The 26,174-nt window shown below is 33.2% G+C and carries 24 protein-coding genes and 3 pseudogenes; 3 read left to right on the plus strand and 24 right to left on the minus strand.

Annotation, left to right across the window (positions count from 1 at the left end; translation table 11 throughout):
* Nucleotides 1-77: 77 nt before the first annotated feature.
* From JK636_RS04300 to JK636_RS04405, 22 genes and pseudogenes are all read right to left on the minus strand, one after another.
* Nucleotides 78-1,133 carry a type IV pilus twitching motility protein PilT gene (locus JK636_RS04300; protein ID WP_202747608.1) on the minus strand — a complete coding sequence of 352 codons (1,056 nt, stop codon included), beginning with the start codon at nucleotides 1,131-1,133 and terminating at the stop codon, nucleotides 78-80.
* Between the two features lie 33 nt (nucleotides 1,134-1,166).
* Entirely contained in the window at nucleotides 1,167-1,937 is a 771-nt protein-coding gene (aroE, locus tag JK636_RS04305; RefSeq protein WP_202747609.1) for a shikimate dehydrogenase, read from the minus strand.
* A 267-nt stretch (nucleotides 1,938-2,204) separates the two neighbouring features.
* Nucleotides 2,205-2,489, minus strand: a pseudogene (locus JK636_RS04310) (sigma-70 family RNA polymerase sigma factor); the annotation flags it as partial.
* Nucleotides 2,490-2,756: 267 nt separating this feature from the next.
* Nucleotides 2,757-4,208: a glycoside hydrolase family 1 protein gene (locus JK636_RS04315; protein ID WP_202747610.1), complete on the minus strand. Its 1,452-nt coding sequence runs from the start codon at nucleotides 4,206-4,208 to the stop codon at nucleotides 2,757-2,759.
* Nucleotides 4,201-5,574, minus strand: coding sequence for a PTS transporter subunit EIIC (locus JK636_RS04320; RefSeq protein WP_202748727.1), 1,374 nt, complete (start codon nucleotides 5,572-5,574; stop codon nucleotides 4,201-4,203). Before JK636_RS04320 ends, JK636_RS04315 begins: the two co-directional genes overlap by 8 nt.
* A gap of 62 nt (nucleotides 5,575-5,636) precedes the next feature.
* Nucleotides 5,637-5,876, minus strand: coding sequence for a PRD domain-containing protein (locus JK636_RS24105; protein WP_420839260.1), 240 nt, complete (start codon nucleotides 5,874-5,876; stop codon nucleotides 5,637-5,639).
* Nucleotides 5,818-6,486 carry a PRD domain-containing protein gene (locus tag JK636_RS04330; RefSeq protein WP_202747612.1) on the minus strand — a complete coding sequence of 223 codons (669 nt, stop codon included), beginning with the start codon at nucleotides 6,484-6,486 and terminating at the stop codon, nucleotides 5,818-5,820. The genes JK636_RS24105 and JK636_RS04330 overlap by 59 nt, the downstream gene beginning before the upstream one ends.
* Nucleotides 6,476-6,946 (minus strand): PTS sugar transporter subunit IIA, encoded by a 471-nt coding sequence (locus JK636_RS04335; RefSeq protein WP_202747613.1) that lies wholly within the window; start codon nucleotides 6,944-6,946, stop codon nucleotides 6,476-6,478. Before JK636_RS04335 ends, JK636_RS04330 begins: the two co-directional genes overlap by 11 nt.
* A 742-nt stretch (nucleotides 6,947-7,688) precedes the next feature.
* A pseudogene (locus JK636_RS24110) lies at nucleotides 7,689-8,077 on the minus strand (transposase); the annotation flags it as partial.
* 140 nt (nucleotides 8,078-8,217) lie between these two features.
* Nucleotides 8,218-9,543, minus strand: coding sequence for a tyrosine-protein kinase domain-containing protein (locus JK636_RS04345; protein WP_202747614.1), 1,326 nt, complete (start codon nucleotides 9,541-9,543; stop codon nucleotides 8,218-8,220).
* A 49-nt stretch (nucleotides 9,544-9,592) separates the two neighbouring features.
* A complete protein-coding gene (locus JK636_RS04350) occupies nucleotides 9,593-10,345 on the minus strand; it encodes a hypothetical protein (protein ID WP_202747615.1) in 753 nt (250 codons plus the stop codon).
* Between the two features lie 77 nt (nucleotides 10,346-10,422).
* The gene (locus JK636_RS04355; RefSeq protein WP_202747616.1) at nucleotides 10,423-11,940 is read right to left on the minus strand and encodes a polysaccharide biosynthesis protein; all 1,518 of its coding nucleotides are present in this window, start codon (nucleotides 11,938-11,940) and stop codon (nucleotides 10,423-10,425) included.
* The gene (locus JK636_RS04360; protein WP_202747617.1) at nucleotides 11,915-13,258 is read right to left on the minus strand and encodes a hypothetical protein; all 1,344 of its coding nucleotides are present in this window, start codon (nucleotides 13,256-13,258) and stop codon (nucleotides 11,915-11,917) included. The genes JK636_RS04355 and JK636_RS04360 overlap by 26 nt, the downstream gene beginning before the upstream one ends.
* On the minus strand, nucleotides 13,255-14,448 hold the full coding sequence (locus JK636_RS04365) for a glycosyltransferase (RefSeq protein WP_202747618.1): 1,194 nt from the start codon (nucleotides 14,446-14,448) through the stop codon (nucleotides 13,255-13,257). The genes JK636_RS04360 and JK636_RS04365 overlap by 4 nt, the downstream gene beginning before the upstream one ends.
* 126 nt (nucleotides 14,449-14,574) lie before the next feature.
* Nucleotides 14,575-15,435 (minus strand): ChbG/HpnK family deacetylase, encoded by an 861-nt coding sequence (locus JK636_RS04370; RefSeq protein ID WP_202747619.1) that lies wholly within the window; start codon nucleotides 15,433-15,435, stop codon nucleotides 14,575-14,577.
* The gene (locus JK636_RS04375; RefSeq protein WP_202747620.1) at nucleotides 15,392-16,216 is read right to left on the minus strand and encodes a glycosyltransferase; all 825 of its coding nucleotides are present in this window, start codon (nucleotides 16,214-16,216) and stop codon (nucleotides 15,392-15,394) included. The genes JK636_RS04370 and JK636_RS04375 overlap by 44 nt, the downstream gene beginning before the upstream one ends.
* 1 nt (nucleotide 16,217) lies before the next feature.
* The gene (locus JK636_RS04380; RefSeq protein ID WP_202747621.1) at nucleotides 16,218-17,249 is read right to left on the minus strand and encodes a GNAT family N-acetyltransferase; all 1,032 of its coding nucleotides are present in this window, start codon (nucleotides 17,247-17,249) and stop codon (nucleotides 16,218-16,220) included.
* 1 nt (nucleotide 17,250) lies between these two features.
* Nucleotides 17,251-18,192, minus strand: a complete 942-nt coding sequence (locus tag JK636_RS04385; protein ID WP_202747622.1) for a hypothetical protein — start codon at nucleotides 18,190-18,192, stop codon at nucleotides 17,251-17,253.
* Nucleotides 18,193-18,313: 121 nt separating this feature from the next.
* Nucleotides 18,314-19,294 carry a glycosyltransferase family 2 protein gene (locus JK636_RS04390; RefSeq protein ID WP_202747623.1) on the minus strand — a complete coding sequence of 327 codons (981 nt, stop codon included), beginning with the start codon at nucleotides 19,292-19,294 and terminating at the stop codon, nucleotides 18,314-18,316.
* Complete coding sequence (locus tag JK636_RS04395) at nucleotides 19,294-19,995, minus strand: sugar transferase (protein WP_202747624.1); 702 nt, start codon at nucleotides 19,993-19,995, stop codon at nucleotides 19,294-19,296. The genes JK636_RS04390 and JK636_RS04395 overlap by 1 nt, the downstream gene beginning before the upstream one ends.
* Before the next feature lie 159 nt (nucleotides 19,996-20,154).
* Nucleotides 20,155-20,880, minus strand: a complete 726-nt coding sequence (locus JK636_RS04400; RefSeq protein ID WP_202747625.1) for an IspD/TarI family cytidylyltransferase — start codon at nucleotides 20,878-20,880, stop codon at nucleotides 20,155-20,157.
* Nucleotides 20,881-20,898: 18 nt separating this feature from the next.
* Nucleotides 20,899-21,774, minus strand: a complete 876-nt coding sequence (locus JK636_RS04405) for a LicD family protein (RefSeq protein ID WP_202747626.1) — start codon at nucleotides 21,772-21,774, stop codon at nucleotides 20,899-20,901.
* A gap of 331 nt (nucleotides 21,775-22,105) precedes the next feature.
* On the opposite strand from JK636_RS04405, the gene JK636_RS04410 reads away from it, so the two are divergent.
* Both JK636_RS04410 and JK636_RS24115 read left to right on the plus strand, forming a co-directional pair.
* Complete coding sequence (locus JK636_RS04410) at nucleotides 22,106-22,663, plus strand: peptidoglycan-binding domain-containing protein (RefSeq protein ID WP_202747627.1); 558 nt, start codon at nucleotides 22,106-22,108, stop codon at nucleotides 22,661-22,663.
* Between the two features lie 366 nt (nucleotides 22,664-23,029).
* A pseudogene (locus JK636_RS24115) lies at nucleotides 23,030-23,287 on the plus strand (ATP-binding protein); the annotation flags it as partial.
* A 618-nt stretch (nucleotides 23,288-23,905) separates the two neighbouring features.
* On the opposite strand, the gene JK636_RS04420 reads toward JK636_RS24115, so the two are convergent.
* On the minus strand, nucleotides 23,906-24,157 hold the full coding sequence (locus JK636_RS04420) for a hypothetical protein (RefSeq protein WP_202747628.1): 252 nt from the start codon (nucleotides 24,155-24,157) through the stop codon (nucleotides 23,906-23,908).
* 291 nt (nucleotides 24,158-24,448) lie between these two features.
* Between JK636_RS04420 and JK636_RS04425 the strand changes: the two genes are divergently transcribed.
* Nucleotides 24,449-24,913, plus strand: coding sequence for a hypothetical protein (locus tag JK636_RS04425; RefSeq protein WP_202747629.1), 465 nt, complete (start codon nucleotides 24,449-24,451; stop codon nucleotides 24,911-24,913).
* 69 nt (nucleotides 24,914-24,982) lie between these two features.
* Here the strand turns inward: JK636_RS04425 and JK636_RS04430 are convergent.
* A protein-coding gene (locus tag JK636_RS04430) for an IS3 family transposase (protein WP_420839261.1) occupies nucleotides 24,983-26,154 on the minus strand; the annotation gives its coding sequence in 2 pieces (ribosomal slippage) (nucleotides 24,983-25,881 and nucleotides 25,881-26,154; 1,173 coding nt in all).
* Between the last annotated feature and the right edge of the window lie 20 nt (nucleotides 26,155-26,174).

A 26,174-nucleotide genomic window follows, 5' to 3' on the forward strand; every position in this document is an offset into this window, starting at 1 on the left:
GATATTTTAACACAATTTTTTTGTAATTACTATAGGGTTTACTAATTATTTTAATAATTTTAACGAACTCAACGGCTCTAATATGTTATAAGCCTGCCGAGCATCTCTTTATCAATTGCATATGTAAGGGCAGTTTCGCTTGAAATATAACCTTTCCTATAAAGCTCAGATAAAGCATTATCCATAGTTTTCATACCATATTTTGCACCTGTCTGCACCGCAGATTCAATTTGATGGGTTTTTCCTTCCCTGACCAAGTTTTGTATGGCTGGAGTTGCAATCATAACCTCTAAGGCCGCTACCCTGCCATTTCCAGAAGATGTAGGAAGCAATTGCTGTGAAATAATTCCTTGCAATACTGCGGCAAGTTGTACTTTAATTTGCTGCTGCTGAAATGGTGGAAAAACGTCAATAATTCTATCTATAGTTTTTGCAGCACCTATTGTATGAAGTGTAGAGAATACCAAATGACCTGTTTCTGCAGCAGTAATTGCTATTGATATCGTTTCAATATCTCTCATTTCACCAACAAGTATTACATCGGGATCTTCACGGAGTACCGATTTTAATGCATTTTGGTAACTAAGACTATCTTTCCCAATTTCTCTTTGATTTATAATAGATTTATTATGTTTATGTAAATATTCAACCGGATCCTCAAGTGTAATTATATGTGCTGGCCTTGTCATATTGATTTCATTAATCATTGCAGCTAATGTGGTGCTTTTACCGCTTCCTGTAGGACCAGTAACAAGAACCAAGCCTCTTTGTTTATTAGTCAAATCCTTTATAACAGAAGGAAACTCCAAGCTTTCCAATGTAGGTATGTCCAAGGATACTACTCTTATAGCTAATGCATCACTGCCACGCTGTTTAAAAATATTTACTCTAAATCTTCCTAGACCATTAATAGAATATGAGGTATCTATTTCACCATCTTTTAAATATTTTTTTAGATCCTCATCATTTAATATCTGCTTTACAAAACTTTCTGTGTCACTTGGAACTAATCTATTTAAATCTTCCTGAATTAATTCTCCATTAACCCTAATTGTAGGAGGTATACCTACTGTCAAATGTAAATCGGAAGCTTTTTTACTTATAGTCAATTCCAAAAGTTCGTTAAATGTCATTTTTATCCCCCTTGTATAAAATGATGCCCGTAACTAAATCATATTATTATAGCTTAACCAAATATCTGCTGCCTTATAGGCCTGATATTTTAACATACTTTCTCCATTTATTATTAGTGCACCATATTCTCTTGCTTCTTTTAAAAATCTTGTTAATTTAGGATTATAAACTAAATCGTAAACAATGCAGCCCATTGCCAATTGATTAATAGCCACGGGGCTAATATTTTTATAATTTACTCCTCCTAAAGGTGTACAATTTACAATAATATTATATTTTGTCAAGTCATTAACATCTTTAAGGTCCCTGATATTACAAAATTTATTAAAATAATCATTTGACCTTGCGATATCCCTTGCGGCTATATCAATGCTCTCACATTTTAAATCCTGAAGTGCAACTGCTATACATTTAGCTGCGCCGCCATTTCCAATAACTAGTGCATGTTTACCTTCTAGATTTAAGTTATACTCTTCTAAACTCTTAATAAATCCAAAATAATCAGTGTTGAAACCAACTAGAGTTTTATCTTTTACTAACACAGTATTAACCGCATTTATTCTATCTGCTGGATAGGTTAATTTATCTAAATATTTTATAATACTTTCTTTATAAGGAATAGTAACATTAAATCCTATGATTTGCTCTTCTGACAAGCCTTTTATAAAGTGTGGCAAATCGCTATGGGATATATCAAAAATCTCATAGGTAAGTTTAACCGCTTTTTTCAAGTAATAATCATTATGTATTGAGGGAGATGAAGAATATTGTATATTTTCCCCTAAAAGACCGCATTTTTTCAATATATCACTCCTAAAACTTTTATACACCTAAGTATTCAACATTTACAGCCGAAATCCTTTTATTGAAATGTAGAATTCATATAAATATAAACAACTTCAACTATAAACTTACAAACAATAAAAAAGCATTGAAGATTTGCTATTTTTATTGTCTGTAAGTTTAGTTTTCGTATTGTATATCTATAAATTAGCATAAATTAAAACAGTAAGAAATATTCAGGTTTTTGATATTTCTTACTGTTTTAAAGTAAATATTCACTAAGTTACCTACTTACTTACATTATTTAATTCCTTAAATAGCTTCTTTAAAGCTCTCTTTTCTATTCTTGAAACATATGATCTTGAAATACCTAAAAGCTTTGCAATTTCTCTTTGTGTTTTTGGTTTACCGTCTAGTAGCCCATATCTCATTTCAATTACAAGCTTTTCTCTTTGAGCGAGGCAGTTGTCAATTTTACTGTATAATTTTTTTACTTGAATCTTGTTTTCAACAACCTCAATTATGGAATCATCATCACTGCTAAGTACATCCATAAGAGATATTTCATTGCCTACGGCAGGTTATATGTCTTATCATTAAAATTCCTACATATTATATATAAGCAGTTTTCATTCATTAAACTATAAGATACATCTATATTATACTAAAATAGTTTTAGAAACACCTGCATAGTAGCATTGGCATATGCAGGTGTTTCTTTATATATTTTTAATTTTATTCACTCATTATCATTAGCAGCAGAACTTTCAGCCAACAGTATGACGGTAGATATTCCAATCTCACTTGAAGCACCTGTGATAAGATTACTTTCTTCCTGTCTACTCTAGTTCTTCACCATTGGTCTCAATCACATTCTTATACCAGTAGAAGGAATCCTTCTTATATCTTTCTAGTGTTCCTTTTCCTTCATCATCTTGATCCACATAGATAAAGCCATATCTCTTGGTCGTATCTCCAAAGGAAGCTGATACTAAGTCGATGCATCCCCATGTGGTATACCCTAAGACCTCTACGCCATCTTCAATGGCTTCTCCGATCTTTTCTACATGTTTCTTGATATAATCGATACGATAATCATCATGAACATGCCCATCTACCAAAGTGTCTTTAGCTCCTAAGCCATTTTCTACGATGAAGATTGGAAGCCTATATCTATCATATATCTTATTTAATGTGGTCCTTAATCCTTCAGGATCGATGGCCCATCCCCACTCACTTCTCTCGATATAAGGGTTCTTGAGCAGTTTCACGAGATTTCCAGGGTTTTCTTTTTTATCTTCATCTGCACTCACCACATAGGTCATATAGTAGCTAAAAGCCAAGAAGTCCACTTTGTTTTCAGCAAGGATTTCTTCATATCCTTCCACGAAATCGATGGAGATATCATAGTCCTTGAAATACTTCAGGATTTTCTTTGGATAGTGTCCTCTTGCCATAACATCATAAAAATAAAAGTTTATCTGTTCTTCTAATAAAGTGGCAGCAACATCAGCTGGCTTACAGGTATATGGATAACATTCTAACCTTGCAATCATAGAACCGATTAAACACTGTTTAGCAGTTTCATGCATATATTTTACTGTTATTGCAGAGGCGATAAATTGATGATGCAAAGCTTGATGGATTGCAGATAAAGGGTTCTTGTTGGACTTCGTTACGAACATGCCGGCACCGGTATAGGGTGAGTTCAGGCTCATGTTGATTTCGTTGAACGTAATCCAGTATTTGACCTTATCCTTATATTCATCAATGAGGACATTCGTAAACTTTACAAATAGATCGATAACTTCAGGAGATTCCCATCCATTATATCTCTTTGTAAGCTCAATTGGTACTTCATAATGAATCATAGTAACTAAGGGTTCGATACCATATTTATGAAGTTCATCATAAACATTGTGATAGAACTGAAGTCCTTCTGGATTTGGTCGTTCTTCTAGTCCTGTGGGGAAAAGTCTAGTCCAAGCAATTGACATTCTAAAGGTCTTAAATCCCATCTCAGCAAATAGTTTGATATCTTCCTTATAGTGATTGTAAAAGTCGATTCCTCTACGATATGGAAAATTTACTTCACCCTCATGTTCTACGCCATAGTTAAAACGTTCTTCAGATACTTCTAGGGTACCAGGAACTCCAATTCTTTCTTCAGCTGGAATATAACTTACATAATCTAGCTGTGATTTACCTCTCCCACCTTTGTCGAAGCCTCCTTCAAGTTGTGCTGAGCTAGTTGCTCCACCCCATAAAAAATTCTTTGGAAATTTACTCATTAACTTTCACTCCTTTTTTCTCTTTTGTGAATATAAACGAATATACAAAACTTGCTATGAAAGCCGCAAGTATTGAAATGATAATCTTGATCAGGTTGCTTCCACCATGAATATAAGTAGGTAAACTAAATATTTCTGGCATGGTATAGGCGTAGGCTACTACATTTAGTAGTGTGTAAATAAATCCTCCTACCGCACCACCAATCATTGCCCCAAATAAAGGCTGCTTATAATGGATACTTATGCTGTAAAGAGCTGGCTCAGTGATTCCGATGATGCCTAGTCCGCCACTTGAGAAAGCTGCCGCCTTCATTTTTGAATCCTTAATCTTAAAAGCTGCGCCAAGTGTTGCACCTGCAACGGCGATATTATTGATAAAGAATGCTGGTAATAGGAAGTCGTATCCTAATGAAGATAGGTTTTGGATCATGATTGGGGCTAATGCGGTATGCATACCTGCCATGATGATGAATGGCATAAATTCAGCAAATAATGCTCCAGCCACTGGTCCTAACGTACTAAATAAACCCACAGTTATGTTGCTTAACTGTATTCCTAAAAAATTACCAATTGGTGCAACAATAGCTAATAAGATGGGCATAAAAATCGTGAAGGTTATAAGTCCCGAAAATACAAGCTTCAAATTGTTCGGAATAAATCTATCTACAAGCTTATATAAATAAGCAAAGGCTATAACGCATAATATAGTTGGTAATACAGAAGAAGCATAGTTCAAAGGCGGAATGCTCATGAAGAGAAAGCTCACTGTTTTACCTGCTGTTTGATTCATAAATGTTGGATATAGCAAAACACCTGCGATCATGAGTCCAAAAAGTTCGTTTAACTTGAACTTCTTTGCTGTGGTATAACCAACCATAAATGGCAAGAAGTAAAATGGTGCATCACTAATTGCATTTAACACTGCCATAATGCCGCTTTCTGCTGAAATGACTTTGAGCATGCTTAAAATCAGCACTAAGCTCTTCATCATACCACCTGCTACAAAGACAGGCATAACAGGTACAAAGATGGAAGATAGAGTGTTTAGGATGCTAGTGCCAAAATTCTTCAATTCAAACTTCTTCTTTTCCTCTTCAACAGCATCCACTTCCTCATTTTTCTGGATTCCTGAGATTTCGCAGAATTCATTATAAACTGACTGGATCTTTGATCCAACAACCAGCTGTAATTGATCTCCCACTGTCTTTACTTGCATGATTCCTTCAATGTTTTCTAGGGCTTTCTTGTCGAACTTACTCATGTCTTTTAATATAAATCTCAAGCGCGTAACACAAAAGAATACATCTTTGATATTCTCTTTGTCGATGACCTTTAAAATGTCTTTGACTAGTTTTTCATGTTTCATTTTTATTTACTCCTTTCTTAATAAAAAAAGCCAGACTTATCACTACTGATTAAGTCTAGCCCTTATTTGGTAACTATCTTATTTCTTAATATATTATTGATATGAATCATTAAATAACCTTTTTCTGCATTACTGATTTCCACTTGGAAGCGATACTCAATATATTCCTTGATCATTTCCACACACTTAGTGGTCTTTGGATATTCGATTAAAGACAAAATCATCTTTAGAAAGCTCATCATCTTATTTCTTAGAAAAGATTCGAGAGCTAAAATATCTAAGATGTGTAAGAAATCTTTCATAAGGAATAGATTCTTTGTCTAAAGTAATTTCAAAGTAGTTCTCAACAAGCTCGATAATCTTCTGGATAAATTGATTTCGATTGGTTTCTTCATCTGTACTTCCGAGCACATTAATCAAATGATGCGCAATAAATCCTGCTTCATCTAGCTTGAGCCTTACATCATATTTTGCTTCAATCTTATCTAGAGCGGCTTTACCCACGTTAAATTCTTTGCTATGGAACCTTTTGATCTCATTTAGGTTCTCATTGACTAGATTAATGCCCATTTTTGATCTTTCAACCGCAGAACTGATATGGTCCGCAAGCATTAAATAAGCAATAGGATTAGGTTCGATTCCTGTTTCCTTTTGAGATTCGTCCAAGATTTCGATAGCCATTTCAAAAAAGGAAGAATCAATTTGTTCAATGAAATCTAAATAACGACTTTTCTCATTTTCTTTTAAAGTGAATATTTTTTCGATGTTTTTTTCTTCTACAACATCTCCAACTTTTTTATTCCATGCGATTCCTTTTCCCATCAATACTACTTCATTCTGATGGTCCTTGGATGTTAGTACATTATTGTTGATGATTCGAGTAATCTTAAATCTACAATCTTTATTTCGCATCCATAATCACATCCTCTAATGATAATGAACCTATCTCATCATATACAGATAATTCATAGTCATTCCAGTTTGTCACTACTATGATGACGGTGGGATCAATGTTATTGCTTTTTAGAAATTCAATATCAAAATCTAACAGTTTCTCACCTTTTTCGATAGATTGACCACTATTTACATGAACTGTAAATCCTTCACCTTCTAAGTTCACTGTATCAATTCCAATATGGATCAAAATTTCTAATCCATCTTTTCTTTTGAGCCCAATGGCATGCTTGGTTGGGAAGACCATGGTGATCTCTCCCGAAATCGGACTAAATACTTTACCATTAGATGGATAGATTCCGATGCCTTTTCCGATCAATCCTTCACTAAACGTTGAATCATTAACATCTCTAAGTTTGATTAAGCTTCCTTGAACTGGTGAGTTAATACTAAAATCCTTTTTCAACCAATTAAACATACTTGCCTCCTTTCTTACGAAATCCGGCTTGGCCTAAACAAAAAAAGACCAATACCAATAAAATTGATGTTGATCTCGCCTACTTAAAGTAACAATTCGAACTATCTATTTACATTGTAATGTTAATACTTTTTTTGTCAATAACGTTTTCACATATTATTTTCGCTCTTTGCTCTATTTTTATGTTGCCGCATAAAAAAGCCCTCGAGCATGGGTACATATACTAGAGGACTTCAAACCGTTCATATTATTTACATATCTTGCCTTTGCAGCCTTACTACCCTCTCCACGTGGCTCGTATAGAGGAACATATTTTATGTAATATTTGTGCCAATATTTAGTAAGTGTTTAGGTAATATCTATCTTTATTAATGTATATTTAGATTGTAAGTATAGTTTCAAATTTATAATAGAAAAGAGTGCGTATAGATTATATATTACACTCTATAAACACTCTTTCATTCTAACATAATATCACTCCTTCATATTTTTACTCTATCCGCATCAAAAGTAATGATAGTGGTTGTACATTTTCATAAATATGTAGTTCGAAAGTGTGTATCTATATATTTGTAAGAAAAAAATTATATCTACAATGTGATGAGAATTTGGAGATAAAAAAACTTTGGCAACAATAGCAAATCAAGAAAGCTTTGGGCATAGAAAGCCTTTACGCATGTGAAGCAGATGATGAAGGCTTTATTGATGGTTATATTGATTTTGGAGTACCTATAGTTAACTAATCGTATAGATTCTTCACCTGTTCTCCGATATCTCTTGTTGTCATGCCAGCTGCATAGAGAGCCATTACATTCTCTTCAATTCAGGTTATATTTCTTTGGTACTTAGAGATAATCTTAGGTTCAAACTCACCGTTTCTTTCCCGTAGTATAATGAGCTCAACTGGTCGAAATTCAGACTTTACCGTTTTCTTTGAACAGCCATTTCTGCTGTTTGGCGTTTTTCTTATACTTTATACTTATCATATCCTAGTTGTGCAGCCATTTCTGATTCTAATGATTCCTATAGAACATCTCTTAACATCTCTTTCATTGCAAATATCTCGTCTGGACTCTTGGAGTTCTGCTCCTTAATGCAATCTCTTAAAACATCTTTTGATAAACTAGACATAAAAAATACTCTTACCTGTAATATTTGGTAATCTCTTTATCCAAATCATTGCCAAGAAAGAGTATTGTTCATTCAGTTTACGCAAAATTTTTTTAGTCTCATTATAAATAACAATCATGTTAACTAAAATTAGTTTTGCCTTAGTAATAGCTGTTGTACTGCTTTACTTCTTTACTCGCTTTGTTGATTACAGCCCCTAAGACTTTACCTCCAACCTTGTCTATAAGTTCCTTCGCTCTTATTAAATCATTTCTGTCAGTCTCACCGCAGCATGCAACCAATAGAACTCCATCGCATAAGGTGGATAAAATCTGAGCATCTGTCACAGCAAGTACAGGAGGAGTATCTATAAGTATCATATCAAAATCTTCTTTAAGTTCTTTTAAGAGATTTTTCATCCTAATGCTTCCTAATATCTCAGCTGGATTTGGAGGTATTGGACCACTGGTAATAACATGGAGATTAGGCAAATCCATAGCTCTAATGCATTCGCTTTTTTTTCTTTCCCCTGCAACAATATTGGTTAAACCTTCTCTATTCAAGATTCCAAGTTTCTTGTAAATCCTAGGCCTTCTTAGATCACAATCAATAAGAAGTACTTTTTTTCCACTTTGAGCTGTTGTAATAGCAAGATTGGAAACTATTGTGGTTTTTCCTTCTCCTTGCTTTGATGAGGTTACTACTATAGTTTCTATTTTTTTATCAAAGGATGAAAATTGTATACTCGTTCTTAGTGTTCTATATGCTTCTGAGACCAGTGACTTTGGGGCTTTTATGGAAATAAGTTTTTTGTCTTCTGTGGTTTCTCCTTCATTAGGTATTATTCCAATGACAGGTACACGTGCCAGCTTTTCTATATCTTCTTGAGTTTTAACAGTATTATCTAAATACTCAATTAATAATATTAGTACTATTGAAGCGGCTAATCCAAGGAAAAAAGCAATAGATATGTTAAACACTGGCCTTGGGCTGTCCGGTGCCGTTGGAAGCTGCGCTGGATCTAAAATTTGAACATCATCCATCTTTTTAACAGAAATGCTTACTTCTTTAAGAGATTTTGCAAGCTGATTTGCTATAAGCATAGCTTCTTCAGGGTCTTTTGATCTTACTGTAATGTTTAAAAATTCAGTATCACTGTTTGAGTTTATTGTAATCATTTTTTCAAATTGCTCAGGAGTCACCTTTAGTTTTAGCTTATTAATGACATCCTCCGCCACGGTTCTTGAACTTGCTAATCCACTATAGGTTTTAACAAGCATCTGATACATTAGAATATCATCATAGCTCACCGGCTGACTTTTGCCATCAGTGCCAACCTTGCCAATTATAACAGATATATCCGACTTATACATAGGCTTTATAATGAAAAAACTAAATACTGCACTGGATGAGGTTGTTATAAATGTAATTACTAAAATTAACATCCATCTTTTCTTTAATATCAGCAGGTATTCTCTAAGTTCCATTTTTCCCTCCTATTATAATATTGCTGAGAAACTCAAATATAAAATAGTTTTAATCACTATTGTACAGCCTACATACTGCATATTTATCATAAACACAAGATTTTGACGGACATTTATCGGGATTCCAATTTTCATCTTTTATCATATACCTTTCTCCGTATTTACCCTTTAAATATAAATTATAATCTTGAGGAATTGGATATTTGATATTCTTAAACTCCATATACTGTATATAAATTTTGATATTTGACTGTGCCTTGTAAATATTAAATCCTGAAGCTTCCTTAAATGTCCCTTTGCTAATTTCTTTATAATTTTCAGCTTCATCAAACCAATATGAATATATTCCCTGTTGGTTTTCAGAGTAATAAAAAATATCTAGTGTTGCACCGTTAAATAAGAATGTTTGTTCAACTATATCTCCATCCAGCTCAAACTCTCTCACCTTGATGAATTTTCTCTTACAAAGCGCCAACTCAATTTCTTTTTTACAATCATTATCGCTTGGCAATACTCCTATATCAATGTCTAAATCATGTGAAATGAAATCATTGTCCCTAATAGCTCCCAGCAATGTGCCGCAATCTATCCAATATACTATATCCAAATCTTTTAATGCATTACTAGCCTCACTTAAACATTGCTCCCTATATTTATCAAATATTGCTTTTCTTTTAGCCAAGTTTTTTTTATGAATGTAACCTAAAATACTCCTTACTAAAATATTATTTTTAAAAAAATTGAATAGTTTTAATTTCTTTAGTAACTTTTTAATCTTAAATTCAAATGTTTTGGAATTCATACTCTTTACCCTCCAACTAAAAACTTTTAGACAGCGTTAAAAATCCTATATAAAGATTATTAGTTAACCTTGTGTTATTAGCTTCTTTTTTTTTGATAAATAGAAGTAAGTGTTTTCACGCTTTCTATAAATACCTTCCTATCAAAAATTAAGTTAATAGCAGTGGTTACAATTGTGCACCAAATAAATACTATAATTGCCCAAGCAAACCATTGACTTAACGTAGAACAATTTATTTTTATAAGTGAAACAAATGGTATAAAAGTTAGTAAAATTATTGTATATATTCTTCCTATTCGCAGCAAACTAGTATTTATTCCCTTTTTAATAACAACTTTATCAACAACACTTATCAAATCTATTGTTCTATATACTGCGGCAATAATCATTGCAACTAATACTCCAAGAATGTTCAACTTAATTGTAAGTATAGTAGCCGTTACTATAAAAATTATTATTTGGATAATATTTGCACGAGTCGTTTCTTTGTAAATACCTGCACCATTTACTACAGCTGTTTGCGGCAGCCTGGCATTAAATATCACACACCAAATTGCAAATAGGACTCCATACAAATAGTTAGAATATACTGCATCCTCAATTCCCTTTGTATAAACTTTTACAAAAGGGATGCATAGAATTAAAGCAGTGGAAAAAAGCAACGCTATAATAAAACAAAGTGAAAATTCGTATTGATTATTAATTTTTATTAAGGTATCCCGGTCATCACTTGCCATAACGTTACCAAAGAATGCTGAACTTCCCATTGTAAATACAGATAGTATACCTGTAACCCCCATGAATATCATATTATAAATTGAAAAAACACTTGCCTGTTTTAATGAAATAAACGAAACAATAATAATAGGAAGAGCAGTCATTAAACTAATACTCACATCAAAGATTAGCGCATCACTTCTTTTAAACTTTTCAACTTTTAACTCAATGATTGTGTTATATGATAAATACGGATATTGTTTTTTAATATAAATTTTTAATATAAGTGAACGTATCCAAAACGTCATTAAAGGAACAGCTTTAACAACAATGATATTTACATTTAAATTTATTAATGCAGCTGTCATAACAAAGTTTAAAATTAAAGCTGCTATTGAAGCTGTAGTTACAACATAGTATCTTTGATCTGCAGTCAATAGAACTCTATATTTAGCAAGTGTATAAAAATCAAGAGCTCCATAGGCACCGATAACAATAATCAATAATATAGTGGTTATTAAATCTACATTATCTCTGCTTAAAATCACAGGATAAAAAAGTGCCAGAACTATTACCAATAAAAAGTACAAAGCACTTACTTTAATGTAGGACTTTTTTGCTGTTGTTATAATTCCATTGATTTTATCATAATCATTATCAGCCAGTGGTTTGTATAATGCATATATAAGTACTGCTCCTATGCCAAATTCCACGTATTGGAAGTACGAAACAAATTGAACAGTGGAAGATATAAGCCCATTTATCTCTGAACCATAGGTAATAATATATAATCGAGGTAAAATCAATCCAAACAGAAGACCTAAAGCCTGGTATAGTGCTGAACTTATAATATTATAGATGAATTTTTTTGTCCTCATTGTTGTGCCCCTCTGTAAATATAGCCTTATTGCAATTTAAATATTTTTTTCCCATAAAGAAAAACAGAATGAAATAAAAGAATTCATCAAAGGTTAACATGTCAAGCGCCAGCCAGGATGCAAAGCATCCAATAAAAAGTAATATAATATGTCGATTAAATTTGTTAGAAACAATAGAAGCGTTAGCATCCCTAAAAGCAAGTTTTACCCAAAGTAGGAGCCCTACACCTCCAACCAAGCCTAGTTGATATATGACTTCAATTATTGTATTATGGGAGGCTCTATTATTTACTAATACAAAAGATAGTCCAACTCCAAAAAAAGTTGATAGTATGTTTGTATTAAAGTAATTAAGATAACTCATTAATATACTGCTTCTGCCGGTAGTTAATGAATTTACGTCCGTAATCATCCCAAACCTTATAAAATAATAATTAATTTGCTGCTGAAAAATATTAAGTGTAACTACAGAAACTACTGTAATAGCAATTAGTAAAGTAATGCCAATTTTTTTTGAAATAGCCCTTCTATCAATAATAAAAAATATAAACCAAACAAATAATAAAGCTGCAGTTATCAATAAAAACATTTTTGAAACCGATTGAAGACCAAAGAATAAGAGTATGACAATTAGCAGATAATTTAAAATAGAATGTTCCGTATTTTCACCAATCAGTACTAGTAGGCCACTTATTGCTGCTAAAATTTGAGCAGAATAAAAATTAGCATCTCCATAAAATCCGTTAAATCTCAAAAGTCCAACGTGCTCGGCACTGTCAATATAGATATAAGCCAGCATATGGGGAATTTTCATAAGAACTTGGGATGAAATGCAGGCAGCTATTATTCCAAAGAATAAATAATAAACACATTTTTTAAATTCTATTTTGGTATTATAGGATTTATAGTAAGTTGGAATAAAAAGAAACATCATTAGAATAAAACCATACTCAAGGCTAAAACCGTAGGAGTATATCATTTTTGCCAGAATGGTTAACGTAAGAAAAAAGAAAGTTATTATGGAAATTTGTAAATCAATCTTTTTATGTTTAAATATTAAGATTAAAAATACTATTGGAATTATCAATGTAAAAAATGTAAATCCATCAGGCTGCATTTTAATAATTGGACCCCATGGCAAATAAAAAAGCATTAATGCCAAGAATAATTCTTTTGTAGATAATATTACTAAACTGCAGAACAAAGCAATTGATAAAGCTATCAAAATCCCATTACCATATGCTTGTGCAAAGGATAATAATGTTACATTTAATAAAGCTATAAATAGCACTTTATTAGAGCTTATTATTTCATTCATTTTCTTCCCTCAACCAAATTTATAAACTGTGCTGCTGCAGTGTTATTATTAAAACATAAATTATTCAAGTGTTCTTTAACCCTAGTAAGCTCCTTCTGATTATCTAAAATATATTTTAGGCTGTTATATATTCCTTCTTCGTTATTCTCGCAAACCCATCCAGCACCATCACGTTCTACCATTTCAACTGCAGATGCTGTTTTTGTAGTTAATATGGGAATACCCAGGTATTTAGCTTCGTCAAATACCATAGGCGCAGCTTCATGAAATGATGGCACTAATAGCAAATCCGCATTTTTCATATACCTATAAGGATTGTACTGATTCCCATACAGAATTATATTTTTTTCAAGCTTCTTTGACCTGATTATTGCTTTGACTTCATATTCTAATGGTCCAGAACCAACTATGTGCCAAAGCACATTTTTATTATCTTTAACAAGCTTTTCAATAACATTTATTGTTCTTATAATCCCTTTCTCTGAACTTATTCGTGCGGCGGTAAATATATTAAAATTAGCATTTTCATATACTATACAATTCACATTTGACAGTTTTTTAATTTCATCATAATTTTGGCAATTTAGAACTGTGAAAACGTTATTCTTAAGTTTCGGGGTAGCTTTAATAAAATTTTCTTTACAACTTTCTGATACAGTAGCAATGGCATCAAATTTTTCATATAATAAGCGGCTTAACCAATTATTACCGTGGCTTAAAAAATCACAATGCACAAATGCAATTTTCCTCTTAGCATGAACTCTATCTATAACAAAGCTATTGCAGCATCCGTATAGAGAATGCTCGTTTGAATCCTGCATAAAGGAAATTGACGCATCATAGTTTGTAAATTTTTTTTGAGTTGACAGAATAAACCTTACCGGCAGTCTTCTATCAATAATCCTTGCATAGAAAGCTGAACCCCCTCTAAAAAAATAATAAAATACTCCTATCTTTTTAGAATCCATTTGAGAAACACCAAGTGTTTTTATAAATTTATTACCTTCAAACACCTTTATTGACGGTGGTATTTCAGTCTTATATTCACCGGTATTACTAAACAAAAACAAATCAATATCATATATTTTTCTCTTATCCAATTCCCATAACAAATTTATTAGTGACTTCTGTATACCACCTAGGTCAAGATTATTATTTACAATTAGCAACTTCTTTTTGCCATTCATCATAACTCAAACCTTTCTTGAATGCTTTCCAACCTGCATATTGTGCGCATAAAACCTTAATAATGCTCAAATCTGTCTCATTGGTAAGTTTAAATATGGAGTATATATTAATAATATATGCCCCTACATCTATAGTATGATATCAGCATAGGAAATGAACTGATGCTTTGGATTTATCATCACTATTTTTTTATTCAATTCAATTTCTCCATCCCATATAGCATTATCCTTATATATAGGATGAAGCACTATCTCCAACGTAACATTTTCATTATCTTTAATCTCATTATTCAGTAGAAGATATTCATCCATTGAGGCAAAGTAATTAGTGACATAAGGCGAATACCTAGACAGATAAATATTATATAAAAACTTATAGACTTTATTGTGTATTGATTCTTTTTTGTTTATATTTCTTGCTATTCTAACAGATCTAATATTGTACTTTTTCATTAGCGGTTTCATTGCTAAAAATACGGGTAAATTGGTATGGGTGTACTGATGGGAATCCAGATGTAATAAAGGTAAGTGGTATTTGGTATACCTCTCCAGCTGTGCATCAATTTCCGCCCTGATTATTCTAATAGTTTCTAAGTCTAGGAATAGCCTTGAAAATGTATTGTCATTAAAGCTGCCATTAAAACTGCCATTTTCGTCACAGAACAGTTTCAATCTTCTTATTGAATCTGTTAATGGTTTTCCCTCAGTAAGATTTATATGCAGACCAACCTTATTGGCAAATCCCTTATCATATGCTAGCTCCACAGCTTCATCTGCAGAAGGCATATTAACCATCAGAGTGGTGTTGGAGCATAAATGTTGTTCAAAGGAATCAGCTATGGCATGATTTACATATGAGCTATATCCAAAGTCATCCGCGTTAAGAATTAGTTTCAACTTACCATCATTCCTTTCTATATAAGTACTAGGAGGCGGCCTCTGCTGTTCACATAATAGATTGGGGTATTTTCTCCAGATGCCATTCGTCATAGCTCAAACCTTTCTTAAAAGCCTTCATGCCCGAATATTGCAGCCTTAAGGTGTCCATTCGACTTAAATTAGTTTTTTTAGCAAACTTTAATACAAAATACCATACCAATAAATGCCTCAATATTGGAAAAGCTGCTTGAAGCCATGCACCATTATCATAAAAGTATTTTTTATTAAATCCCTCAAACCAAGTGGAGGGTCCTTGATTTATATGTGCAATGGTGAATGGATGGGAATATACCTTTAAGTTCTTTTTTAATGCTTCTCTTAAGAATAAATTATCTTCTCCTGAACAATATCTGGAGCCTCCCCCAAATAATTGTGAGAAATTTAAATTATACTTTAATACTGCTTCTTTTTTTATTACAAAGCTAACAGTTCCATATCTCATAAAATTCCAAAGCCTTACTCTGGATACCTTGCCTATGCGACCCCTGGAATTATTGGAATGTTTAATACAATTAAAGACTATCATATCTGCGTCTGGCAGCTCTTCAAATGCCTTAACTACACCTTCTGCGTAACCATCCACATAAACTATGTCATCGTCACTGAACATCAAGATATCGCCAGAACTATGCAGCAAAGCTGTATTTCTGTTTTTGCCAACACCTCGATATGGAGTTGTAATCATTTTTACCATATTATTATTTATCTTCTCTTCAACGTATTCATAGCGATTATCCTGATTTGCAAGCACCATGTCTGTTTGGATATTCATTTCTTTATACTTTGACAAATCCTTTTGATGCATGGCAGCACATAAGATTTCCACTTTCACTTTATACATCATCCTTACAACTGATTATATTACTTAAGCCTTTTTTAAGACCTCTAATCCTCAATAAAACCCAAAATAGCCTCTTAGCTAAATCTCTTAAGTTAAGCAAAATTTTAAACCTGGCAATCATAATACAAGGGTAAGCAATTCTATTTGGGCGGAATTTATATTTATAATCTCTTTCACCGTACATGTCAAAGTATCTGTAATCTTTTTCTCTAAAATATCTCATTGCATACCAAAGCATATACTCATTTGGTCTATATGACTGAAACGCTCTGAAACTTGCTCCTCCCCAGAAATAAAATCTTTGATTATATCCCACAAAAATTGAAGTGGCAATACATTTCCATTCTGGATTTCTAACCCTCAAGCATAATAATTGGTCGCTATTTAAATTTTTTATTAAGCCCAAAACTCTTGAAATATCGTAGGTAGGAACCAGCTTTTGCTTTGCAAAAACCTCTTGTAATTGCTCATAATATTCTGCCGCAAATTGTTCATCAGGCTCAGCTATTTCAATACTTGCTCCACGTCTTTCAAACTGTCTTATAAGCGCTCTGCATGTAGCTTTAAACCCTCTAAAAAGTTCCTCATCTGTTCTGTCAATGTTAAGTTCAATAGATTTATTCATGATATATTTATATTTTGTATTCTTAAGTTTAGTTTCTTCTATATATAAGTCTGAAATTTGAATAAACAGACACTTAGTAGTTTTAAATAAGAATTTTGCTATTGGTTCAATTAAATTGATTTTGTCGTATCCCTCAATAACATCAAATCCCATATACCCTGTTGTCCAGCCATTAAAAGGGCTTCCCAGTATTTTTACACCAAATTTTTTCACAATTAATCCAGAAAAATATCCGATTAGTTCTTGATCATCTGTAATTCTTATTATTATAGGCACTGCATTTTGCGTTTCTTTTACAAAATTTATCCATTCAATGGTAGTAAACAGATTCTTATTGGGAAATCCGTTAAACTCAACAATATGAAGCTTATCAATATTAACTATTTCAAAGCAATACATTCTACACTCTCCATATTAATTTTCTATAAACTCTCTGAAAAAACCATTTAATATCAAGTCTAGTTAAATATAATTTATTTGCAAAAGGCTTATCTTTTCGATTTGTATTGATGTAGTCAAGGAGCTGGGTGGCAGGAACGAACCACCCATTTTGTTTTGATAAATAGTCAATAGCATTTTTAAACTCATCTCTTAGCTTACCATTTTCATCTACGAAACCAAGAGCAAAATGGGTATATACTATGCAGCATCCACCTTTACAAATCAAATTATCAATATTTTTCTTGCTTAGAAGCTTAATAAAAGTATTAAAATCATATCCATCACTTGAACTAAACCAATAATTTGAATATTGCTCTTTGTCTCTTTCAATATAAGGCATTTTCTTATCGCATTTTAAAGTATTAATATCTGAAAAAGCTTTATTTCGAATATACTTAATATGCTTCTTGCAGTAATCACCCCAAAATACTTTAGAAGCAATATTTTCTCCCTGTGAGTTGATTTTTTTTACTTTTAAAAGCTTTCTAAAAAAATTAAACAGCTTATTTAGAGGAAAAGAAAACCGCTTGCTCCCCCAGTAAATAGAATCCGGGTTATGTGCATGGTTAATATGAATTTTAGGGTAGTATCCGATTATATCCTTGAATTTATCTAAAGCAGAGATTATTTCTTTTCTGCTAAATTCACCTGAGCCTGGCCCGTGGAAACCTATCTCAAAGCCTTTATCTATTAAATCCTTTATAAAGCATTTGTAATTCTCATCGCTCAAGGTTTCACCCTGAAACTTATCTCTTGAAGGGTATACCCATACTGTTTTCGTAGTTTTCAATCCTGACTTATATAAATAATCATATACCTGCATCACATTACAAACTTTTGCATAGTCTGTATCATCTACAATTGTAAATGCAAACTTCTTTCCATCAGGCCATCTTATCATTGTTAGTAAATCCCCCTGTTAAACATTCAAAACATCTTTATAAAGTATTCATTGCAAGCTCCCCATGTTCATACCTGATGCCTTCTCATTACTATAATATTCAATCTACATTGGAAGTGCTTCATATATATCGTCTTAATATTATTAATCCAATTAAGGAACCAAATCCATAGGATAAATGAAAGATTGGGAATAAAATGAATAGTAAAAATGCATACTTTATATTAGCTGCTGACTTAATAGAAAAGATTAAATCTAATAGAAAATACATTAACAATTCCACTGTAAATAGGTACTGAAAAGGCTTAAAAAGCAATATTAATATTGGTGCAATTATCAGAGATAACAGGAATAAGAAAGGTACAAAATGCCTAATACTCATAGCACCCGGACATAATCTAGACGTAATTATATTCCACTTGCCATTTCTCATTGCCATATTAACAATCCCCTTCATATTATCCCTGCAGTAATATACGAAACTTATATCCTCTGCCATATATATTTTCCCGCCATTCTTTCTAATGCGGTAGTTCATTTCGTAATCTTCGCACCCGATTAATCTCTCATCATAAAGGCCGTATTTTTCAAATACCTCTCTTCGGAAGGCTCCAAAAGGAACTGTATCTACATGCCCGCTTTTTCTGCTCGTTCTAAATTGCGAATTTCCCACTCCAAATTTTGAAGATAGCATTAGAGCAATGGCTCTTCCAACAAAGCTTTTGCCCTTGGTTAGAGCTATACCTCCGACATTATCTTCATCTGTTGTTTCCAGGTAATGAACACATTTTGATATATAATCACAGGCAAATTCCGAATGCGCATCCAGACGAATAATATACTTGCCTCTGGCATGTCTAATGCCAATATTCATTGCGTAGGACTGGATCCTGTTGGGGTTATCATATATTCTTATTAAATTAGGCATATTTTGTTTATATTCCTCAACAATGGATTTTGTCCTGTCCTTAGAACAGCCGTCTACAAATATCCATTCCATAAGCTCATTCGGGAAATCCTGATTTATCATTGATCTTATACATGAGTCTATATATTTCTCTTCATTAAAGACTGGTATAACCACAGAAACAATAATACTCATCACATATTTACCCCTTTACCTCGCTTTTCTCTTTTTACGCTCTCCTTCTTTCCGCCGGCTACAACCAAAACAGTTCTAACCATGGTTCCGAGTTCCCTTAGGAAACTAAAATTTTTAATACTTTCTAGGTTAAGTTTCATTTTTCCCGGCAGTATTATCTTCTCATACACCGTGTCTACATCATCTGCGTTAGCTATTATTTTATCTTCATCCTTATACTTAATGCTTGCTTCTGAAGTCACCCCTGCCGGCAGCAAAAGTGTAGCCTTCATCTCATCCGTATATTTATCAACATATTTGACAACTTGAGGTCTTGTTCCAACAAAACTCATTTCTCCCTTTAAAATATTAATAAGTTGAGGTATTTCATCAATACGATATTTTCTAAGCTTTGATCCAATTTTAGTAATACGCGGATCATTTTCTAATGTGAGCAGAGAACCAAACTTGTCAGCATTAACAACCATTGTTCTGAATTTTATTATTTTAAACATTTGGCCGTATTGGGTAACTCTGATCTGTTTAAAAAAAACAGGTCCTTCTGAATCTAATCTTATGAGTACACCCACTATTACTATTAAAGGAGACAAAACCACTAGAAGCGCAAGCGATACAACGATGTCAAAGATTCTTTTAAAAAATATAGCCCATCTGTGTCTCTTTAAGGCATTGTAATAAGGTAAAACACTATCATTCCGCATAAACTGCGGCAGCTCCCTCCATTCCCTCAGTCTCACGCTTTTCACCTCAAACTAGCTATTCTGATTTTGTATTTTCCATGCTTTTGATCATTCTTAAGTAAGCCTCCCTAATCCATAGACTTGCTCATGATTAAAAAGCTGCAACTCTGTCAGTAAACCTTAAGTTCCATAAATCTGTGAATTTTCTCTTTCCTGAAATATTGCTCTAAAAACATAGAAGTCAAAGGGTGTAGTAATTTTAATATTCTCCATAGGTCCATTCACCGTATGCAAAGTATGCCCATAATGCATCATTAAAGAGGCCGAATCAATCATATCTAATCGATTTTCCTTTAATGCTTGATTATGGGCCCCAATGATGTCTTCCAATATAAAGCTTTGCGGCGCGCGGGCAATTCTGGAAATACTCCTGTCACCAATACTAGTAATAACATTTTTATCATTTATAGAAACAACAGTCTCAGTTTGTGGCACAACTGTTATTGCAGAACCATATTTTTTAACACAAGCTATATTTTCAGTTATGAGGTTCTGATTAATTAATGGACGTACCCCGTCATGAATAAGGACAATAGAATCTTTTGGATTATCGCACTCAGCGTATATCGTTTTAAGCCCATTATAAATTGATTCCTGCCCTGTCGCTCCACCTGAAACTATCCAGTTAACTTTTGTAATAAAATCTCTCTTAATTAATTCCTTTAGGTAATCTATCCACCCGTCAATGCATACAACGACGATATTATCTATCTCTTCATTTACTTCAAAGTACTCTAGGGTATATATAATAATGGCCTTGCCATTTAACTCTAAAAACTGCTTAGGTTTTGCTTTGTTATTCATTCTTTTACCGGCTCCTCCGGCAAATATTAGAGCTGTATTCATTTGAATCCCCTCAACACACTAAATTTTAAAACTTACAAAATAATGTCTTTCCCTTTTATCAACAGGTGGAATTTTCATATAGTCACCATAAAGATCTGTAAGAAATTTATTATAATCTCCTGGTATATAAGCCTCTTTACCTTCAAACTCAACAGGCCTTATTGGAAAATAGACCTCATTTTTTTGCAGTTCTCCTAAATATCGCTTTCTACCTGTAGGAATAGTAACGTAATTCGTAACTCTTTTTGATCTTACAAATCTATCAAATTTCATATACCAATATTCATAACTTTTAAAGGAAAGCAACCAACCAAGAAATAACCGAACTTTATAGACAAAATAAGTGCGCTTGTTTTGTTTCATAAATTTATCTATCAAAGGGTTTCTCATTTGATATGCAAAAATTGATACTGCAATTAAACCAAGTATTGTTGATAATATTCCTTTGACCTTTTGACCAATAATGTTATCAGGAGCAAATTCAAGAGGAAAAATATCAACATAGATTCCTTTATCAAAATCGCTTGTGATTTTCTGTAACTCAACCAACTCTGTACCTTTTTTGATTACTTTCCCAAATAAGTTACTCATTTTATAGCCTTCTTGCGGAACATATAATGTATATTTATCACCATAATGCTTTGGAAACTCTTTAAAAAAATAATCATAATCTTTACGGGGCATAATTAAATCTAAATCGTCATCCCAAGGAATAAATCCTCCATGTCTTACTGCGCCTAAAGCGCTTCCCCCGCCTAACATGGCGCACAGATTTTCCTTGTTACAGAAATTAAGAATATCCTGATATATCTCTAGCAAAACTTGTTTTAGTTGCTGCCTTTCCTCATCACTTAGCTCGTATAACATGTTCGTCTTTCGTGCAATATCTCCCATGCTATAACAACTGCTTTTCATAGAAACTCCTTTAAATAATTAATCTGCTGAACTATTTTGATTAACTGTTTTGTTTAACTCTTTACTCTCATAATGCTTGTCTATATTTTAGCGGATCATCATCAGTTATTTAGATATTGCTTGGGTATAAACCACCATCACTTCTTAATATAGTGTTACCGTAGTACATTAATATGAGGTATGGACCAATTGTGTTACACTTGCTCTGTAATAAAATCATAAAAGGTTTAACAAAATTACTTTTCAGTGGCAATCTACATACTTTGCATGAATATACATTAATGTGAGTACTCGGAAAGGAGATGGGTACTTGAAAAAGAAGTTAGTAGTTGGATTTGCAGTTTATTTAATCATTATGATTGGAATTGCAGCTCTCTTCTTACTTAAAGGCGGACCAAATTACTTTTCATACAAAAGTTATTTAAACCCTATACAAGAGAAAATCAATAATAATCCTCCCACCACTGCCGGAACTGACAATACGAGTTCTCCAGGAACCTCTAGCAATGGCCTAGAAAATAGTGGTACCACAAAGCCTGGGAACTCAAGCAATACCGGAAGTCCGGGTAACAGCACTGGTTCAGGCAATGGAACAACAACAGAAACTTACGATGACATTAATTTTACAAGAATCTTAATGAGAGGCAGTAGAGGTGACGATGTTAAAAAGCTGCAGTATCTATTAAGAAATGAGAATCTTTATATGGCTAACATTGACGGGATATTTGGAATAAATACCTATAACTCAGTTTTAGAATATCAGAAGAAGAACAATCTTGTAGTTGATGGAGTCGCAGGACCTAATACTTGCAGTAAACTTGTTAAACTTCATGACTCAAATAATAATTACAAAAAAACTGGCAGCTAGAAGCTATGCCTTTTTATTTACCACTAGGATGTGGTTTTGGATAAGACTTTATTTAAGGATAATGCTAATAGTATAACATTTTAAAAGGGGAACCTGTTTTGGAAGGTTCCCCTTAGCTAAGTCTGTCAAGTTTTTTGTGTAAGATGCTTTTAATCAACCAGAAATGAAATGATTGATATACTAAAAATGCATGATGACAATCACTCCCTCTACTCAGCCATGACCCTTGATGAAAAAGTTACCTTAGTTACTGAGAGTCTATATCAGAAAAAACAATAAGCGTTCAAGACGCTTAATAAAGCAAGCTAAATTCAGTTTACCGATACAGATGTAAACTCAATTTACTAAGCAGATAGAGGGCTTGATAAAAATCAAATTCTCAAGCTTTCAACCAGCCAATATATGCGAAATAATTTTAGTCTTGTGCTTAATGGTTTTACAGGCTCTGATAAAACTTTTTTAGCTTGCGCATTAAGCAAAGCTGCCTGTAGACAACTATATAGAGTGCGTTACATAAGAGTGCCAGAACTTTTAAAACTCCGTGCTGAGGTCACTCTACAAGGCAAGTGGGTCAGCAAATTAGTAAGAAAATTTTCTAAATACCAACTTTCTGATTCTAGATGAATGGCTCCTTCAAGAATTATCTGATGTGATGTTAGGTTCATTCTTGAGCTTACTGAGAAATCATATGATTGCCATTCTCGTTATTATGTACTCAGTAAAATGTGTCAGAGCCATACTCGCCTAGGGGGTGGCACTATGGCTGATGCTATTTTAGGCCGTATCGTACATAACTCTACTCGTATTGATACAGAGTACATGAATATGAGGAACATTCCTCTACAATATAAATTATTATGCAGGTGTCACCTTCGGGCCGTGTTTATAAATGAATTGATGGTTTCTTTATTGTACAATAATATGAACCTACGCCTCTAATGGAGCGTAGTAATCACTAAGATTTCTAGAGACAATGGCAAATATAGTGATGTACGGAAATGCAAGACTTTTTTAGCAACTCCACTTGGAGCAGAAGTATGTAAAAGAGGAATACATACAAAATTCTTGCGTAAGGCAACACTGTTAAATAAACAGTCAGAGGCTAAAAAAAATGGGCATCCTATCAGCGCTTATGAAACAGATAAATAAAGCAGAAGTCATAATGTGAGCGGTTCTTGTTTCCGTATAAAAGGACTGCATTTCCAAGCCGTTAAAATTGCTTAAAAGTGCAGCCATTTAATCTTATTTACTAAAGTTGAAACTTTGCGTCACCACGGCAGTCTTCTCCGTATAATCATTCACAACCTCATCAATCTTCCTACATAAAAACTTCAAATTGCACCCCTCACAATTCTTCAACACCTGTGATTCAATAACACTGCAGGAAGCTCCCTTAAAGCTCACATCAAACAAAGTTGCTGCAATGGCAAACTTATCATAGACCTCCCCTCCCTCAAACTTTTTAACTACCGCATTATCAACAAACATCTGCATTTCCTCCTTTCTCTCGGAACACGGGGCAACTTACCATACTCGCTCCCCTTTGGGCACTGGGTAACTTAAGATGTTCGCTTCCGCTCACAAGTTACCCGTAAAAGTTCATTTAGAACTTTTACCTCGCAAGTTGCCCGTTAAAGTCCATTTAGGACTTTAACCTCCTTGTTTATAAATTTTATAAGCTCCAGCTGCAATAAAAAATATCCCCAGAACTCATAATTTAATAAATATGCATCTAAAGATGTGTATTTATATATTTAGAAAGAATTTTTTAAAGGAGATGATAACATGGTATTAAAAGCTCAATCAACAAGCAGAAAAAATAAAAACAATTCTAATGTGGAGTTTCTTGATGTATGTGATATTGATGATGAAGGATTCATTGAAGGAGATATTAACACTGGAAAAGTGCTGTCATCCTTTAGCTTTGAAATGAGTGCTGCTCCTAACGATAATAAAGCTATAGCTCCAAAGGTACCAGCTCAAGCAAAGAGCAATGAACCTCTGAGCCTTCAGAGTCAAACATATTCCTCTGCACCTAGAGGCCTTACTCCACCTATAAACGGAGAAAATTTTACTGTGAAGAGATCCTATGCCATGAGACCTTCAACAGTAAGAAAGCTCAATGCATTGAAAGCAGAGCATCCGAATGTTAATGTGCTGTTCAACACCATAGTTGATATGGCTATATCTTACTACTACAACTACATATTTAACTTCAGCCTTCAGGATGAAAAGAAGTTAAATTCTTAAGAATTTTATAAGTAAAGAACGTAAGAATTTAAGAATTGGACCTAGGTCAATATTTTGGACACAATTTTTTTATGAATTTGACGCCTTAGCCAAGTCTTCTTTGGCCTGAGGCGTTAAATAACCAATTGAGCCATGAATCCTTTGCCTGTTATACCATCCCTCAATATACTTAAAGAGCTGTAGCCTTGCAGCAGCAAAATCGTAGTATATTACACGACTAACTTCTTCTTTTTTAAGAATAGAATGAAACGACTCAATACAGGCATTATCATAGGGACAGCCTTTACGGCTATATGAGGCTGTCATATTATATTTTTTAAGTTGTTCTACGTATAGTTCACTAGTATACTGGGTTCCGAGATCAGAATGAAAAATAACTGAGCCGTTAGGCCTTTGTGTATCATAAGCGTTTTTTAAAGCTGTAATAATTAAGCTTGTATCCATGACTTTTGAGAAAGAATAGCCTATTATCTTTCTTGTATGAAGATCCATAACTGATGCCAAATAGCACCAGCCCTCTTTCATTGTATGTATATAGGTTATATCTCCTACCCACTTTTCATTGATTGTTTTTGTACTAAAGTCTCTGAGCAATATATTCTTTCGTTCATTAATTTCAGTATTGCTTCTATATGGTCTATATTGCTTAATAACGATAGATGATATATTTAGCTTTTTCATAAGCCTCTGAACACGCTTAAGACTTATCTTGTATCCTTGTTTCTCAAGTGTTTTATGAATTTTGGGTGCACCATATCGCTTACTACTTTTCTCATAAATAGCAAGTATCTCTTTTTCATATTTTTGGTTTTCAATAGCCCTGTTACTTAGTGTTTTATTATGAAACTTGTAGAATGTGCTTCGAGCTATTTCAAGCACCCTACACATAGTTTTAACTGAATACTTATCTTTGTTTTCATCAATAAATCCTAGTATAGCTTCTCTTCCTTTGCGAACATGGCGATAGCTTTTTTTAATATTTCATTTTCCTCTTTAATGCGTGCAATTTCCTTCTGGAGTTTTATAAGCTCTTTATCTTTATTGATCTCCTTCAAATCATCATTAATTTTTATTATAGGCTTCTGCAGTTCACTGCTTGGAGGATTCTTTAACCACCTATATATAATTGGGTTTGTTATGCCATATTCGCTGCAAATCTCACGTACTGGTTTACCTGAGTTATAAACTTCTATTATCATTCTTTTAAAATCATCTGTATATCTCTTTCCTGTCGGTCTCATCTGGACACTTCCCTTCGTAT

This window comes from Clostridium rhizosphaerae, from assembly GCF_016765585.1.
Lineage (GTDB): Bacteria > Bacillota > Clostridia > Clostridiales > Clostridiaceae > Clostridium_AT > Clostridium_AT rhizosphaerae.